Origin of the sequence: Bradyrhizobium sp. 160 (assembly GCF_023073735.1) — a bacterium.
In the GTDB taxonomy this organism is placed as follows: domain Bacteria; phylum Pseudomonadota; class Alphaproteobacteria; order Rhizobiales; family Xanthobacteraceae; genus Bradyrhizobium.
This window is the reverse complement of the sequence record NZ_JADPKD010000028.1, coordinates 23,359-38,901: the sequence shown is the minus strand read 5'-3', so window position 1 is coordinate 38,901 and position 15,543 is coordinate 23,359. Positions and strand designations below refer to the sequence as shown.

Sequence of the window (15,543 nt, the reverse complement as noted above, 5' to 3'; positions counted from 1 at the left end):
TAGTACTTTTGTCGGTCCTTGGACATGTTCCTGTATTGTTCTTGCGCAAGGCGCCCGACTCTGCTACCCCTAATCGCGCGAAAGGGCAGGCTGGTTCGAGCATGGTTCAGCGGGTTTCTACCGTCGCCTTTGAGGGGATTGAGGCCCGTGCGGTCGACGTGCAGGTGCAGGTCGCCCCAGGGCTGCCGGCCTTCGCCATCGTCGGCCTGCCGGACAAGGCGGTGTCGGAGGCACGCGAGCGGGTGCGTTCGGCCCTGATCGCCTCGGGGCTGGCGCTGCCGGCGCGGCGGATCATCGTCAATCTGGCCCCGGCCGACCTGCCCAAGGAGGGCAGCCATTACGACCTGCCGATCGCGCTCGGGCTGATGGCGGCGATCGGCGCGATCCCGCCCGATGCACTGGCTGGCTTCACCGTTCTCGGCGAGCTCGGCCTCGACGGATCGATTGCGCCGGTCGCAGGTGTCCTGCCCGCCGCGATCGGCGCCAATGCGCGCGAGGAGGGCCTGATCTGCCCGGCAGCCTGCGGCTCGGAGGCGGCCTGGGCGAGCCCGGACATCCAGATCATCGCCGCACAATCACTCATTCAGATCGCCAACCATTTCAAGGGCACGCAGGTGCTGTCGCGGCCCTCGCCGAAGGTGCATGAGGCCGCCGCCTCGTCCCTCGACCTGCGCGATATCAAGGGCCAGGAGAGCGCCAAGCGGGCGCTCGAGATCGCAGCCGCGGGCGGACATCACCTGCTGATGATCGGCGCGCCTGGCGCCGGCAAATCGATGCTGGCGGCCCGCCTGCCCTCGATCCTGCCGCCGCTGTCGCCAGGCGAACTGCTCGAAGTCTCGATGATCGCCTCCGTCGCCGGCGAGATCGAGGGCGGCGCGCTAACCGCGCGGCGGCCGTTCCGCTCGCCGCATCATTCCGCCAGCATGGCCGCGCTCACCGGCGGCGGCGTGCGCGCCAAGCCCGGCGAGATCTCGCTGGCGCATCAGGGCGTGCTGTTCCTCGACGAGCTGCCGGAGTTCGATCCGCGCGTGCTGGATTCGCTGCGCCAGCCCCTCGAGAACGGCGAGGTCGCGGTGTCGCGCGCCAATCATCGCGTCACCTACCCTGCCCGCTTCATGCTGGTGGCCGCAATGAATCCCTGCCGCTGCGGCAACGCGTTCGAGCCGGGCTATGCCTGCAAGCGCGGCCGCATCGACCGCTGCACCGGCGACTACCAGGCGCGCATCTCGGGTCCCTTGATGGATCGCATTGATCTGCGCATCGAGGTGCCGGCGGTGACCGCGGCCGATTTGATTCTGCCGCCGCCAGCGGAAGGCTCCGCCGAAGTCGCCGCGCGCGTGGCGGCGGCACGCGACATCCAGCTCGCGCGTTATGCGGATGCCGGCCTGCCCAACGTCCGCACCAATGCCGAGGCGCCGGCCTCGGTCCTCGAAGAGATCGCAAAACCGGATGCGCAAGGCGCCAAGCTATTGCGGGACGCGGCGGAGACCATGCGGCTGTCGGCGCGCGGCTATCACCGCGTGCTGCGGGTCGCGCGCACGCTGGCCGATCTCGATAACGCGGACAAGATCGGCCGGCTGCACCTCGCCGAAGCGCTGTCCTACCGCGCACTCGCGGAGGATGTACGGCAGATGGCGTGAAGCCCGCACGCATCAACCCGGCGGTAACGAGTTTCCTTTACGCTCTGCAAACCATAAGCCGCATGTGTTTCCAACACGAGTTCCCGCGGGGCGGGCGAGTAGAGTGTCATGTTGCGTTTCAAGATCCTGGCGTCGGTTGTTCCCCTGTTGGCGGCGGCGGTGTTCGCCCGCGCCGAGATCGGATCGGTCTCGCATCCCTGCATTGCCCTGGGCGAGACCTCGGTCGAGCTCACCTCCGTGTTCTGGACCGCCGGCGTGCATGTCGCCTTCACCGATGATCCCGCGCAGGCCACGGTACGGGTCCAGGTCACCGACAATGCGGACGCTGCGGACTTCGCGGTGGTCGACGATGGCCTCGGCTCGGAATCGGATTCCTGCCAGGGCAATCCGTCGACACGCCTGGTCTCGATCGCCGCGCAGCCCGTCGACGGCGGCCAGGTGATCTATCTCTCCACCGAAGGACCGGCCGATTACCGCATCTATGTGCGCTCGAAGACGTTCTCGCAGCGCGAGGCCGCGGCGCTGATCGTCGGCGCCCGCGGCGGCCATGGCCACCTGCAGGCCGCCTCGCTCTAAAGCGCGCTGAGATCACGATCGCGCTTTAGCTTCTTGCTTGAGCATGATCTTTTCGGAAAATCGCTGCACACTTTTGCGGATCATGCTCTGAAGCGTTAACACCTCGTCAACCCTGTTGGGAGGCGGCGCCAAAGCCTCAAGCTGTTCGCAAGGTCGACGCGACATCGTCGCACACGGCGGGCACGGGGTTTCGGACAAGGGTCGGTGGCGATGGGTCGGACGTTCCGGATCAAGGTGCGCATGCGCCGCTTCAGGCGACAGCATCCCCGTATCGCTTTCGCGCTGCGCTCGTTCATTATCTTCTCGGCGACGTTCGGCGCCGCCTACGGCTTCGTCTCCGGCAGCCGGTCCGAGAATTCCGGCTACGATCCCAACGCCTTTGCGATCGGCGCGAGCTTTCTGTTCGCGCTGGCGTGCCTTGGTCTTGCGACGCTGAGCATGCGGCTGCGCTTCGTCAACAAGCGGCTGCGTTCGCTCGCCGCCCACAACGAGGCGCTGATCGACCGCAATTGGGAGCTCAAGGAAGCCGAAGAGCGCGCCCGCAGCCTGTTCGAGCAGCAGGGCGACCTGATCGTGCTGCGCGACACGAGCGGCCGCATCACCTTTGCCAACGACGCCTATTGCGCGCTGGCGGGACAGGCCCGGAGCGCGCTGGTCGGCACACGCTTCGACTTCGACGTGCTGGAGCAGGGCGACAGCGCGCGCGAGAGCAGCGGCACGCGCGTTCACGACCAGAAAATCGCAACCCCGCTCGGTGCGCGCTGGATCGCCTGGCGCGAGGGCTATGTGCGCCGCGATGCCGGCCAGCCCGCCGAATTGCAGAGCGTCGGACGCGACGTCACCGACCGCACCGAGACCGAGCGCGCTTTATCCGACGCGCGCGATCAGGCCGATGCCGCCAACCGCGCGAAATCGCGTTTCCTCGCGATGGCCTCGCACGAAATCCGCACGCCCCTCAACGGCATCATCGGCATGGGCAGCCTCTTGCTCGACACCATGCTGACGCCGGAGCAGACGACCTATGCCAGGGCGGTGAAAACCTCGGGCGAAGCACTGATGGCGCTGATCGAGGAGCTGCTCGATTATTCCAAGATCGAAGCCGGCAAGCTCGATCTCGAGCAGCGTCCTTTCGCCTTGTCCACGCTGGTCGAGGAGATCACCGAGCTTCTCGCGCCGCGTGCGCAGGCCAAGAGTCTCGAGATCGCGTCCTATATCGACGAGCGCCTGCCGCTCGAGGTCGTGGGGGACGCCGCGCGGCTGCGCCAGGTGCTGCTCAACCTCGCCGGCAACGCCATCAAGTTCACCGCGAGCGGCGGCGTCGCGCTGATCGTCGAGCCCGGCATGCGGCCGAACGAGATCAGCTTCCTGGTCCGCGACACCGGCATCGGCATCGCGTCGGAAGCGCAATCGCGCATCTTCCGGGAGTTCGAGCAGGCGGACGAGCGCGTCGCGCGCACCTATGGCGGCACCGGGCTAGGCCTGTCCATCAGCGAGCGCATCGTCAAGCGCATGGGCGGCCGGATCACGCTCGAGAGCGAACCGGGCAAAGGGTCAACCTTCGAGGTCGCGGTGCCGCTAGCCCCGTCACAAGCAGGTAGCGGACAGACGGCATTCCCCAGCCCCGAACTCGCCGGCAAGCCGATTCTCCTCGTCGCCGAGGGCATCGAGGCGTCGCTGATCGCGCGGCGCCTGGAGCGCTGGGGCGGTCAGACCTGCATGGTGGCGGACGCCGCCGTGGCTCAAGCGCTGCTGCCGGAGCGTTCATGGCACGCCATGCTGGTCGATCGCGCGATCGGTCCCGCCGCTGCCGACCATCTCGGCGAAACGGCGCGGGCGCATGCGATGCAGCGCCTGGTGCTGCTGACGTCGAGCTCGCGCCATGAGGAACTGTCCCCGGCCTTCACCGGATTCCTGGTGAAGCCGCTGCGCGCCGCCTCGCTCGCCACACGCCTTTCGCTGACGCCGGAGGTCGCCTCGCCCGAGCTCGCGCCGGAGCCATTGGCAGAATCCAAAAGTGCAACGCCGGCGAAAGGCCTGTCGATCCTCGTTGCCGAGGACAACGAGATCAATGCGCTGTTGATGCGCTCGCTGCTCACCAAACTCGGCCACCGCGTCGTCATCGCTATCCACGGCGAAGCGGCGCTGGAATCCTGGCTCGCCGCCTCATCGGCCGGCACGCCCTATGACCTCGTGCTGATGGATATCCAGATGCCGCAGCTCGACGGCATTGAGACGACAAAGCGCATTCGCGCGCATGAGGCGGCCATGGGTCGCCAGCGCGTGCCCATCCTGGCACTCACCGCCAATACGCTGGTCGAGGACCGCTACGCCTGCTTCGAGGCAGGCATGAATGGATTCCTGATCAAGCCGCTCGACCGCGAGAAGCTGGATCAGGCGCTGGCCGGGCTGGCCACGTCCCGCCACCTGACAGTCTGATCCAGAATTTCACGAGAACCTCGGCCCGACCGGCAATCGATAATTGAAATCGGCCTCGTTGCGCGTCACCATCCCCTGAGGGGACGTTTTGCAATAGGGGACTTTGCGCATGAACGTGCTTTGCCGCCTCGCACTCATTGTCCTTTTCGCTGGAATTTCTGGACACACCGCGGCGGATACGCCGGAACTCATCACATCCCTCAGGCAGGGCGGTTACGTGCTGGTGTTTCGGCACACCGCCACCGACGACAGCCAAAGGGACGTCTACCCTTTCAAATTCGACGACATGAGCGCGCAGCGCCAGCTCAGTGAAAAGGGCAGGGACATGGCGCGTCAGATCGGGACAGCGGTCAAGGATCTCGCGATTCCGATCGGCGAGGTCTACACCAGCCGGCTGAACCGCGCGGTCGAGGCGGGCAAGCTGATCTCCGGCCGCGAGGTCAAGCCGGTCGATGCGTTAACGGACAGCAGCAACGCCAGTGCGTCGGGAATGGCCAACCCGACGGGTGCAAATGCAAAGGCGGGCCAAGCCGTGCGTCATCTCGTCGATACGCCGCCGAAGGCCGGCACCAACACGTTCCTGATCACCCACAAGACGAACATCGCCGATGCCTTCGGCAAGGAGGCCGGCGACGTGCAGGAAGGCGAAGCCTTCGTCTACAAGGCCAGCAGCTCCGGGCCCGCCATCTTTGCGGGGCGCATCAAGCTAGCGGACTGGAATACGAAAACAGGCAAGTGAGCCATCCAGCGGCGGCGTGCCAGCTAGGGTAACGGCCAGGTCGGGCGCCGAGCATGCCCCGTGCCGTCCGGCGCGACTCGGTGCGTCGGCATGTGAAAGAAAGCGCGGCGCAGTGAGCTTATCAGGCGGCGCTCGGTCGGCTTTGAAGATGGTGTCCGCTTTTGCCGCGCGCTTGCAATGTGGGCACACGAAAAGATGCGCGATGATCGGCGTCGGCTCGTCCGCGAGCAGTTCGGAGCGGAACCACTTCATCTCGATGTGGCAGTCCGGGCAGATCGGAGCTTCAAGCTGCTCCGCAGCGCTTCTGAGACGATCAACCATAGTGCCTCTCCGCCGTTCTTGAACGCATAGCGGAATACCGATTGTAGGTCTGCAACAAAAGACACTCAGCCCAAACCAGCCAGGGGCCATGTTCACCGGCGCGATTACAACCGCCTGAGCGCCACGCTCTCCACCGTGTGGTCGGCGCCCTTCTTCAGGATCAGCGTCGCGCGGGGCCGGGTCGGCAAGATGTTGTCCTCGAGATTGGCGAGGTTGGTGCGCTCCCAGATCGCGATCGCGGTGGCGGTGGCTTCCTCGTCCGACAACAGCGCGTAGCGGTTGAAGTAGGATTTTGGATTGGTGAAGGCGGTGTCACGCAGCGCCAGGAAGCGCTTGATGTACCATTGCCGCAGCGCCGCCTCGTCGGCGTCGATATAGACGGAGAAATCGAAGAAGTCGGAGACCACAGGCACCGCCTTGCCGTCGCGCGGCAGCTTGCCGGTCTGCAGGACGTTGACGCCTTCGACGATCAGGATGTCGGGCTGGTCGATCTCGGCCCACTGGTTCGGCACGATGTCGTAGGTCAGATGCGAATAGACCGGCGCGCGCACATGACGGCGTCCGGACTTGATGTCGGAGAGGAAGCTGAGCAGCAGTGGCAGGTCGTAGCTCTCGGGAAAACCCTTCTTCTGCATGATGCCCTGCCGGTCGAGCACCGCGTTGGGGTAGAGAAACCCGTCGGTGGTGATCAGCTCGACCTTCGGGCGCGGCGACCAGCGCGCCAAGAGGGCCTGGAGCACGCGGGCCGTGGTGGATTTGCCTACCGCGACCGAGCCGGCAACGCCGATGATGTAGGGCACCTTGCGGTCGCGGATGTTGAGGAATTGCCGCTCGGCGTAATACAGGCGCTGCATCGCATCGACGTAGATCGAGAGCAGGCGCGACAGCGGCAGGTAAATGTCCTCGACCTCCTGGAGGTCGAGGCGGTCGTGCAGCGAACGCAGCCGGTCGAACTCGCCCGGCTCCAGCGTCATCGGCGTGTCGTCGCGCAAGCGCGCCCATTCTTCGCGCGTATAGACGCGGTACGGATTATACTGCTGCTCGGGTGCGCGGATATCCATGACGCGATCTTTTCCACCTCGGCTAGTTGCCGCTCTTGCGCGACGCCTTTTCTTCCAACCCTGACATCGACGTCCGCTTGTCCAGCGCGGCCTCGACCTCCTCCAGCTTTACGCCGCGGGCCTTGAGCAGCACAAGGAAATGGTAGAGCAGGTCGGCGCTCTCGGCGATCAGATGCGCGCGATCGTTTTCGACTGCTGCGATTACGGTTTCGACTGCCTCCTCACCGAACTTCTTGGCGCAATGCTCGGCGCCCTTGTCCAGGAGCTTGCGGGTGTAGGAGGCCTCGCCACCGGCGGCCGCGCGGGCATCGATGGTCTCGGCCAGATCATGGATCGTGAAACGCGGCATACGGAATACTCGGAAAACGCGATACGGCCGAACGAGCCGGTCCCCACACGGCTCGTGTAGCACTTTTACGAACGGGAGTCGTCAGGCATCGAGGCGCATGGGCAGCCCGCGCCGGGCCATGTGCTCCTTGGCTTGTCGGATGGTGAATTCCCCGAAGTGGAAGATCGAGGCCGCCAGCACGGCGGTGGCGTGCCCGTCGCGGATACCCTCGACGAGATGGTCGAGATTGCCGACGCCGCCCGAGGCGATCACCGGAACGGAGACGCTGTCGGCAATCGCGCGCGTCAGCGGAATGTCGAAACCCTGCCTGGTGCCGTCGCGGTCCATCGAGGTAAGCAGGATTTCGCCGGCGCCGAGCGAGACCACTTCCTGGGCATATTCGATGGCATCGATGCCGGTCGAGTTGCGCCCGCCATGGGTGAAGATCTCCCAGCGGTCGCCGCCCGGACGCTTGACGCGCTTGGCATCGATCGCCACCACCACGCATTGCTCGCCGAACTTTTCGGCCGCTTCCTTGACGAACTCCCGTCGCGACACCGCGGCGCTGTTGATCGAGACCTTGTCGGCGCCGGCGCGCAGCAGCGTCTTGATGTCGTTGACCTCACGCACGCCGCCGCCGACGGTGACAGGCATGAAGCAGGCTTCTGCCGTGCGCCGGACCACATCGAGCATGATGCCGCGGTTCTCATGGGTCGCAGTGATGTCGAGGAAGGTAAGCTCGTCGGCCCCAGCGGCATCATAGGCGATTGCGGCTTCGACAGGGTCGCCGGCATCGCGCAAATCGACGAAATTCACGCCCTTGACGACCCTTCCGTCCTTGACGTCGAGGCAGGGGATCACGCGCACCTTGAACATTGGATGCCTCCTAGCGCGCGTTACGGATCAGGGCGAGGGCGGCGGCGGGATCAAGCCGGCCATCATAGAGCGCGCGGCCGGCGATCGCGCCGGCGAGCTTCCTGGCGCGCGGCGTCAGCATCGCCTTGACGTCCTCGATCGAAGCAAGGCCGCCGGAGGCGATCACCGGAATCGAAATCGCGTCCGCCAGCGCAATGGTCGCGTCCAGGTTCAGGCCCTTGAGCAGACCGTCGCGCGCGATGTCGGTGAAGATGATGGCGGCAACGCCGGCGTCCTCGAACCGCTGCGCGATCTCCAGCACTGTGACCTGCGAGGTCTCGGCCCAGCCTTCGACAGCGACCTTGCCGTCGCGCGCGTCTAACCCGACCGCGATTCGGCCGGGGAATTGCTTCGCCGCCGCCTTCACCAATTCAGGGTCGCGCACCGCGGCGGTGCCGATGATGACGCGGGCGATGCCCTTGCCGAGCCAGGCTTCGACGGTCGCGAGATCGCGAATGCCGCCGCCGAGCTGTACCGGAATGTTGATCGTCTTCAGCATCGCCTCGACGGCCTGCGCATTGACCGGCTTGCCGGCAAAGGCGCCGTCGAGATCGACAACGTGGAGATACTCAAAGCCCTGCGCGGAAAAGCTCTGCGCCTGCGCCGCGGGATCGAGATTGAACACGGTGGCGCGCGCCATGTCGCCTTGCTCGAGACGCACGCACTGGCCGTTCTTGAGGTCGATGGCGGGGAAGAGAATCACGGTTTCCATCGCAAAAAGTTCGAGATCAGGGCCAGCCCGAACCGCTGGCTCTTCTCGGGGTGGAATTGCGTGCCGATCGCGGTGTCCTTTGCGACGATCGCGGTGACGGGCCCGCCATAATCGGCGCGCGCCAGCACGTCCGCCTCGTTGGCGGGGTTGAGGTGATAGGAGTGCACGAAATAGGCGTGCTGGCCCTTGGGGCCAAGCGGCAGCTTGTTCAGCACCGGATGCTCGCGCAGCACCTCCAGCGTGTTCCAGCCCATGTGCGGGATCTTCAGGTTTTCGTCGCGCGGCGTGATCTTCTCGACGTCGCCGCCGATCCAATTCAGCCCCTCCGTCGTGACGTGCTCCTTGCCGCGGCTCGCCATCAATTGCATGCCGACGCAGATGCCGAAGAACGGCCGCGCCTTGACGCGCACCGCTTCGGTGATGGCCTCGACCATGCCGTTGACGGCGTCAAGTCCGCGCCGGCAATCGGCGAAAGCGCCGACGCCCGGCAGCACCAGACGGTCGGCGCTGTAGGCCTGGTCCGGATCGCTGGTAACGAATACCTTTTGCGGGTCCTCCAGGCTGCGCGCGGCACGTTCGAAGGCCTTGGCGGCGGAATGCAGATTGCCCGAACCGTAATCGATGATGGCGACGCTCATCTTGACCCTCCCGGTTCTGGAAACAACCCAATGATGCCGCCCGCCGGCAACGGCGGCGGGTTCGAGAATTGCTGACCCGGCACGCTACGGGTCGGCGGCGGGCCGCCGCGATCGACGGCCCATTGATCATTGACGATGCCATGCTGCTTCTGGCTCCAGCGCTCGAAGAAGCGATGCTCGGCAGTGTCTTCCTTGTCGGCAATCACGACGTCGAGCTGCCGCCATTTGCCGCGTGAGAGAGTCCAGCGGCGCAGGCTCGAGGCCTCGAAGCCCATCAGCAGCGCGACGATGATATTGGCGAAGAAGATCGAGCTGCGTCCAACACCCAGGCTGGACAGCCCCGCATTGAACGCGGCCACAAAGATCACCCAGCCGATCAGCGCCAGCCACAGCCGATTCCACAGCAGCCAGAGCGGGCCGAAGATCATCGCCCAGAAGTGGAAGCCGTCGCGCACGAAGACGAACTTGTCGGTCGCGCGCAAATCGGCTCCGGCAGGAGAGGGAGCATGAACTGTGTAGACAGGCATGGTGATGCCCCGTTCTCTAAATTCAGTGATACCGCAAGCGGCGCGTGCCGCCGGCCGGAGATGTCAGCCGCCGAGCGAGCCCTTGGTGGACGGGATCTCCCCCACAGCCTTCGGATCGATCGCGACAGCGGTGCGCAGCGCCCGCGCCAGACCCTTGAAGCAGGACTCGGCGATATGGTGGCTGTTATCGCCATATAGGGTCTCAACGTGGAGAGTCACGCCGGCGTTGATGGCGAAGGCCTGGAACCACTCGCGCACCAGCTCGGTGTCGAACTCGCCGATCTTGTCGCGGGGAAAGTCGGCCTTGAACACCAGAAACGGGCGGCCCGAGATGTCGATGACCACGCGCGACAGCGTCTCGTCCATGGGCATGTGCACGCCGGCATAGCGGGTGATACCCGCCATGTTGCCGAGCGCCTGCTTGACGGCCTGGCCGAGCGCAATGCCGGTGTCTTCGGTGGTATGGTGGTGATCAATGTGCAGGTCACCTACCGCCTTGACCGTGAGGTCGATGCGGGAATGGCGGGCGAGGAGATCGAGCATGTGGTCGAAAAAGCCGATGCCGGTCGCGATATTGGCCACGCCGGTGCCATCGAGGTTCACGGTGACCTCGATGTCGGTTTCCTTGGTCTTGCGCTTGATCGTCGCGGTGCGCATTGAAGGCTTTCGCTGTCATTTCGGCATGATCTCGGTCGGAAAAGCGGTGTCCGCTTTTCAAAATCATGCTGTTCGGGGCCGAAAACGCCGGTCTTTTACCAGCCAAATGACGCCTTCGCTACTGCGGGAACGGCTAGCCGGGCCTCTACTTCTGCCTATGGTGAGCGAATTAGGCCCGGAGCGGCCGTTGTGCGCCGGTTGTGCGCCGGTTGTCCCTTTGGCCCCGACCGCCTAAATCAGGCGGACAACGAGGGTCATTTATGCAGGATTTCCAGAACAGCTCGCCTAGCTGGCACGGCACCACGATTTTGACGGTCCGCAAGGGCGATAAGGTGGTGGTTGGCGGCGACGGCCAGGTCTCGATCGGCCAGACCGTAATCAAGTCCAACGCCAAGAAGGTCCGCAAGCTCGGCAAGGGCGACGTTATCGGCGGCTTTGCCGGCGCCACCGCCGACGCCTTCACGCTTTTTGAGCGGCTGGAGAGCAAGCTGGAGCAATATCCGGGACAGCTGACCCGGGCCGCGGTCGAGCTGGCCAAGGACTGGCGCACCGACCGTTACCTGCGGCGGCTGGAGGCCATGATGATCGTGGCCGACAAGGACGTCTCCCTTGTCCTGACCGGCACCGGCGACGTGCTCGAGCCTGAGGCCGGCGTGATGGCGATCGGCTCCGGCGGTAATTATGCGCTGGCGGCGGCGCGCGCCCTGCTCGATACCGATAAGGACGCCGAGACCATCGTCCGCCGCTCCCTCGACATCGCCGCCGACATCTGCGTTTACACCAACCGGAATGTGACGATCGAGAGCCTCGCGAGCGGGTAGGCGGAGCGTCATTTGTCCGAAGGCTTGTCCGGATGCTCGGTGCAACCTCTCCCGCTTGCGGGGGAGGTCGGCGCGAAGCGCCGGGTGGGGGCTCTCTCCTCTGGGGGATTGTCCCATTGCGGAAGCACCCTCTCCCCGACCCTCTCCCGCAAGCGGGCTACCGTATTGACACATCTCTGTCGGAGCCATTCGCCGATTAAGCCCAAAAAGTGAGTCATTTGAGTCACTTGTCTCGATTCTGCAGCGCGTGAGCGTCCAAAACCTGGCTTTTGCTACACTCATTGAAGATGATTCTATTTTCGAGATGTGTGAATCTGGTAGCGCAAGCGGGAGAGGGAGCGCAGTCCCACCCGTGGCTACTAGATGAGGCCCACCTACACCTTTCGACCGATGACAACGGCCGATCTGCCGCTGATCCGGCGGTGGCTGGGCGAAGCGCATGTGCGGGAATGGTGGGGCGATCCGGACGAGCAGCTTGAGCTGGTCAGCGGCGATCTTGACGAGCCGGCGATGGACCAGTTCATCGTCTTGGCCGACAACAAGCCCTTCGGCTATCTTCAGTGTTACCGGCTGACGGCCTGGAATACGGGCTTTGGGCCGCAACCGGAGGGCACGCGTGGGATCGACCAGTTCATCGGCGAAAGCAACATGATCGCGCGCGGCCATGGCTCGGCCTTCATTCGCCAATTCGTCGACGCGCAGCTGCGCGCCGGTCGGCCGCGGATCGTCACCGATCCTGATCCGCTCAATGCACGCGCGGTACGCGCCTATGCGAAGGCCGGCTTCGTGCGCGACCGCTTGGTCGAGACGCCGGACGGACCGGCGCTGTTGATGGTGCGCCAACCGTGACGCTGGCGAACACGCAACCGAGCAAGCTCGCCGTACCCCCGCAAGCCTGGCTCGGCATGGCGCTGTTGCTGCTGGCGTTGCAAGCCTCCATCCTGTTCGCGGCGGGGCGCGTGCCGATCTGCACCTGCGGCTATGTGAAGTTGTGGCATGGCGTGGTGAACAGCTCGGAAAATTCGCAACAGGTCGCCGACTGGTACAGTTTCTCCCACGTCCTGCACGGCTTCCTGTTCTACGGCCTGACCTGGCTGCTGTTCGCGCGACTGCCCTCGCTGCCTTTGTCATGGCCGGCACGGCTGATCATCGCCATGCTGATCGAAGGCGCCTGGGAGATCGTCGAGAACTCGCCATTCTTCATCGAACGCTACCGTGCTGGTACGATTTCGCTGGACTATTACGGCGACAGCATCGTCAATTCGGTCTCTGACACGCTGTTCATGGTGCTGGGCTTCCTCGCCGCACGCCTGCTGCCGGTCCCGGCAACGGTGGCGATCGGGCTCGCCTTCGAGATCATGCTGGCGCTCCACATTCGCGACAATCTGACGCTGAATATCCTGATGCTGATCCATCCGATCGAGGCCGTGAAGCAATGGCAATCCGGCCCGCCGATCATCTGATGGCCGAAAAAAGCGGCTTGTCCCGGCCTGAATCTGACCCTAGCTAAGGTGCCATGACAGACTTCTCTCCCCGCGAAATCGTTTCTGAACTCGACCGTTTCATCGTCGGCCAGGCCGATGCCAAGCGCGCCGTCTCGATCGCGCTGCGCAACCGCTGGCGGCGGCAGCAGCTCGAAGGCTCCCTGCGCGAGGAGGTGCTGCCGAAAAACATCCTGATGATCGGCCCCACTGGCGTCGGCAAGACGGAAATCGCGCGGCGGCTCGCCAAGCTCGCGAATGCGCCGTTCCTGAAGGTGGAAGCGACCAAGTTCACCGAAGTCGGCTATGTCGGCCGCGACGTCGAGCAGATCGTGCGCGATCTCGTCGAGGTCGCGATTGTCCAGGTGCGCGAGCGCAAGCGCAAGGACGTGCATGCGCGGGCGCAGCTCGCTGCCGAGGAGCGTGTGCTCGATGCGCTGGTCGGCGCTAATGCCTCTTCCGCGACGCGGGAATCGTTCCGCAAGAAGCTGCGTGCGGGCGAGCTCAATGATAAGGAAATCGAGATCGAGACGCAGTCGTCCGGCGGCGGCATGCCTATGTTCGAGATCCCCGGCATGCCGGGCGCGCAGATGGGCGCGATCTCGATCGGCGACATCTTTGGCAAGCTGGGCGGCCGCAGCAAGACGCGACGGCTGACGGTGGAGGGCTCGCATGAAATCCTCGTCAACGAGGAATCCGACAAGCTCTTGGACACCGAGCAGCTCACGCTGGAGGCGATCAGCGCAGTCGAGAACAACGGCATCGTGTTCCTGGACGAGATCGACAAGATCTGCGCGCGCGACGGCCGCGTCGGCGGCGACGTCTCGCGCGAGGGCGTGCAGCGCGATCTCTTGCCGCTGATCGAGGGCACCTCGGTCTCGACCAAGCACGGCGCGGTCAAGACCGACCACATCCTGTTCATCGCCTCCGGCGCCTTCCATGTCGCAAAGCCGTCCGACCTGTTGCCGGAGTTGCAGGGCCGGTTGCCGATCCGCGTCGAATTGCAGGCGCTGACCCGCGACGACATGCGCCGGATCCTGACCGAGCCCGAAGCCTCGCTGATCAAGCAATATGTCGCCTTGATGCAGACCGAAGGCGTGGCGCTCGACATCACCGACAGCGCGATCGATGCGCTGGCCGACGTCGCGGTCGCCGTCAATTCCACCGTCGAGAACATTGGCGCGCGGCGGCTCCAGACCGTGATGGAGCGGGTGCTGGACGAGATCTCGTTCACCGCTCCCGACCGCAATGGCGAGACCGTCCGGGTCGACGCCGATTACGTGCAGAAGCACGTCGGCGACCTCGCCAAAAATGCGGATTTGAGCCGGTTCATTTTGTAATTCGGTCGGGGTCCGCTATCTATCCCGCTGTCGTCCTGGCGAACGCCAGGACCCATTACCCCCCGGCGGTGTTTGTTGAAACAGATGGCGACTCCGATCTCGGCTCAAACGACCTTCTGTGGTTATGGGTCCGGGATCAGCGCTCGCTATGCGCGCTTGTCCGGAAGGACCGCGGAGATTGACGCGCCTCGAGTGCCATATGCGCGCTAGCGTCCTGCAAAACCCCTGGCGCCTGCTGCTCGCGATCAACGCCGCCGTCCTCGTCGGCGTGTTCGTCCACAAGATCCAGCTTCCGCCTTACGTCCCCTATATCCACCTTCTCGTCGACTACCATTTCGGCTTCATCAAGCGCGCGCTGATCGGGGCGATCGTCGCGCTGTTCACGGCGAAGGTACCGGTATGGCTGGTGTTCGCGCTCGGCGGCGCGACGTGGCTGGTCACGCTGGGCCTTTACGCAAGACTGTTCCAGAACACGTTCGGCTTCACCGCGAAGACGCTGCCGTTGTTCGTCTTCACCGCGGGCTCGCCGTTCTTCCTCAAGAACTTCATGCACACGCTCGGCCATTTCGACATCTATGGCTGTGCGCTGGCGACCGTCCTGCTGCTGATGCCGGCGGGCTCATTGCTGTTCGTGGCGACGGCTGCGCTGTTCTCGATCATGCTCGTCCTGATCCACCACATCCATCTCTTGATGTATGTGCCGACGATCATCACCATCGTCGTGATCAGACATTACCTGGCTTGCGGCTGCCATCGCACCAACGTCGCGTTCGGTGTCGCCGCTTTCGCGATCGTCTCCGCATTGTTCTTCGCGGCGCAATTTCTGGGAACGATGCCGATCCCGGAGGCGGAATTCGTCGCCTATCTCAAGAGCCGGATGGCCGATCCATCCCGCACCGACCTGCTGCAATTCAGCTACATCTGGTATCAGCCGCTGGCGAAGGAGGTTGCCGATACCTGGGGCCGGCTGCCACACAACATCCTCGGCGTGCCGGTCTTCGCGCTTTTGATCTGGCTGCACACGCCGTTATGGCGCTTCTTTGCGAATCTGATCGACGCGCTCGCCAGCGAAACGCATCGCCGTCTCGTGATCGCGGCGCTGATCGGCGTCAGCCTCGCTTATCTCGTGATGTTCGCAATGGTGTTCGACTATTCGCGCTGGATCTCGAACTGGGCGGTCTGCATGTTCCTGATCCTGCATGCGGTGAAGATGCTGCCCGCCGCACGGAAGGCGCCGCCGATTCAGGCGGAGGATCGCAACACCAACATCTTCGGTTTGATCATCACGCTGATCCCGCGCGTCGGAATCATCCGGCCGTTTTAGAAGCTGCGCTCCCGCTCCCACTGCGAG

At 64.5% G+C, this 15,543-nt stretch carries 17 protein-coding genes; 9 read left to right on the top strand and 8 right to left on the bottom strand.

Annotation, left to right across the window (positions count from 1 at the left end; translation table 11 throughout):
* The first annotated feature begins 101 nt into the window (after window positions 1-101).
* The 4 genes from IVA98_RS09790 (at window position 102) to IVA98_RS09775 (ending at window position 5,391) form a co-directional block, all read left to right on the top strand.
* Window positions 102-1,640, top strand: a complete 1,539-nt coding sequence (locus IVA98_RS09790; protein ID WP_247354801.1) for a YifB family Mg chelatase-like AAA ATPase — start codon at window positions 102-104, stop codon at window positions 1,638-1,640.
* Between the two features lie 108 nt (window positions 1,641-1,748).
* Window positions 1,749-2,216 (top strand): hypothetical protein, encoded by a 468-nt coding sequence (locus IVA98_RS09785; protein WP_247332703.1) that lies wholly within the window; start codon window positions 1,749-1,751, stop codon window positions 2,214-2,216.
* A 210-nt stretch (window positions 2,217-2,426) separates the two neighbouring features.
* On the top strand, window positions 2,427-4,652 hold the full coding sequence (locus IVA98_RS09780; RefSeq protein WP_247294924.1) for an ATP-binding protein: 2,226 nt from the start codon (window positions 2,427-2,429) through the stop codon (window positions 4,650-4,652).
* 109 nt (window positions 4,653-4,761) lie between these two features.
* The gene (locus IVA98_RS09775) at window positions 4,762-5,391 is read left to right on the top strand and encodes a histidine phosphatase family protein (RefSeq protein ID WP_247294922.1); all 630 of its coding nucleotides are present in this window, start codon (window positions 4,762-4,764) and stop codon (window positions 5,389-5,391) included.
* Here IVA98_RS09775 and IVA98_RS09770 read toward each other — a convergent pair.
* The 8 genes from IVA98_RS09770 to hisB all read right to left on the bottom strand — a co-directional run bounded on the left by IVA98_RS09770 (window position 5,359) and on the right by hisB (window position 10,550).
* Window positions 5,359-5,712, bottom strand: a complete 354-nt coding sequence (locus tag IVA98_RS09770) for a hypothetical protein (protein WP_247332701.1) — start codon at window positions 5,710-5,712, stop codon at window positions 5,359-5,361. The two genes, IVA98_RS09775 and IVA98_RS09770, sit on opposite strands and share 33 nt — an antisense overlap.
* Before the next feature lie 104 nt (window positions 5,713-5,816).
* Window positions 5,817-6,773, bottom strand: a complete 957-nt coding sequence (gene coaA / locus IVA98_RS09765) for a type I pantothenate kinase (RefSeq protein WP_200497031.1) — start codon at window positions 6,771-6,773, stop codon at window positions 5,817-5,819.
* Between the two features lie 22 nt (window positions 6,774-6,795).
* Entirely contained in the window at window positions 6,796-7,122 is a 327-nt protein-coding gene (locus tag IVA98_RS09760; RefSeq protein ID WP_247276591.1) for a phosphoribosyl-ATP diphosphatase, read from the bottom strand.
* Between the two features lie 81 nt (window positions 7,123-7,203).
* Window positions 7,204-7,977 carry an imidazole glycerol phosphate synthase subunit HisF gene (gene hisF, locus IVA98_RS09755; RefSeq protein WP_247294918.1) on the bottom strand — a complete coding sequence of 258 codons (774 nt, stop codon included), beginning with the start codon at window positions 7,975-7,977 and terminating at the stop codon, window positions 7,204-7,206.
* A 10-nt stretch (window positions 7,978-7,987) separates the two neighbouring features.
* Window positions 7,988-8,719, bottom strand: a complete 732-nt coding sequence (hisA, locus tag IVA98_RS09750; protein ID WP_247295056.1) for a 1-(5-phosphoribosyl)-5-[(5-phosphoribosylamino)methylideneamino]imidazole-4-carboxamide isomerase — start codon at window positions 8,717-8,719, stop codon at window positions 7,988-7,990.
* Window positions 8,716-9,366: an imidazole glycerol phosphate synthase subunit HisH gene (gene hisH, locus IVA98_RS09745; RefSeq protein WP_247276593.1), complete on the bottom strand. Its 651-nt coding sequence runs from the start codon at window positions 9,364-9,366 to the stop codon at window positions 8,716-8,718. Before hisH ends, hisA begins: the two co-directional genes overlap by 4 nt.
* Entirely contained in the window at window positions 9,363-9,893 is a 531-nt protein-coding gene (locus IVA98_RS09740; RefSeq protein WP_247276594.1) for a DUF2628 domain-containing protein, read from the bottom strand. The genes hisH and IVA98_RS09740 overlap by 4 nt, the downstream gene beginning before the upstream one ends.
* Before the next feature lie 63 nt (window positions 9,894-9,956).
* Window positions 9,957-10,550 carry an imidazoleglycerol-phosphate dehydratase HisB gene (gene hisB, locus IVA98_RS09735; RefSeq protein WP_091882569.1) on the bottom strand — a complete coding sequence of 198 codons (594 nt, stop codon included), beginning with the start codon at window positions 10,548-10,550 and terminating at the stop codon, window positions 9,957-9,959.
* 260 nt (window positions 10,551-10,810) lie between these two features.
* Here hisB and hslV point away from each other — a divergent pair, with 260 nt between their 5' ends.
* The 5 genes from hslV to IVA98_RS09710 all read left to right on the top strand — a co-directional run bounded on the left by hslV (window position 10,811) and on the right by IVA98_RS09710 (window position 15,516).
* Window positions 10,811-11,371, top strand: coding sequence for an ATP-dependent protease subunit HslV (gene hslV, locus IVA98_RS09730; protein WP_247294916.1), 561 nt, complete (start codon window positions 10,811-10,813; stop codon window positions 11,369-11,371).
* A gap of 363 nt (window positions 11,372-11,734) precedes the next feature.
* A complete protein-coding gene (locus tag IVA98_RS09725; protein WP_247294913.1) occupies window positions 11,735-12,220 on the top strand; it encodes a GNAT family N-acetyltransferase in 486 nt (161 codons plus the stop codon).
* Window positions 12,217-12,834, top strand: a complete 618-nt coding sequence (locus IVA98_RS09720) for a DUF2585 family protein (protein ID WP_247354799.1) — start codon at window positions 12,217-12,219, stop codon at window positions 12,832-12,834. The genes IVA98_RS09725 and IVA98_RS09720 overlap by 4 nt, the downstream gene beginning before the upstream one ends.
* A gap of 53 nt (window positions 12,835-12,887) precedes the next feature.
* On the top strand, window positions 12,888-14,192 hold the full coding sequence (gene hslU / locus IVA98_RS09715; protein WP_247294909.1) for an ATP-dependent protease ATPase subunit HslU: 1,305 nt from the start codon (window positions 12,888-12,890) through the stop codon (window positions 14,190-14,192).
* A 199-nt stretch (window positions 14,193-14,391) separates the two neighbouring features.
* Window positions 14,392-15,516 carry a hypothetical protein gene (locus IVA98_RS09710; protein WP_247294907.1) on the top strand — a complete coding sequence of 375 codons (1,125 nt, stop codon included), beginning with the start codon at window positions 14,392-14,394 and terminating at the stop codon, window positions 15,514-15,516.
* Window positions 15,517-15,543 lie beyond the last annotated feature (27 nt).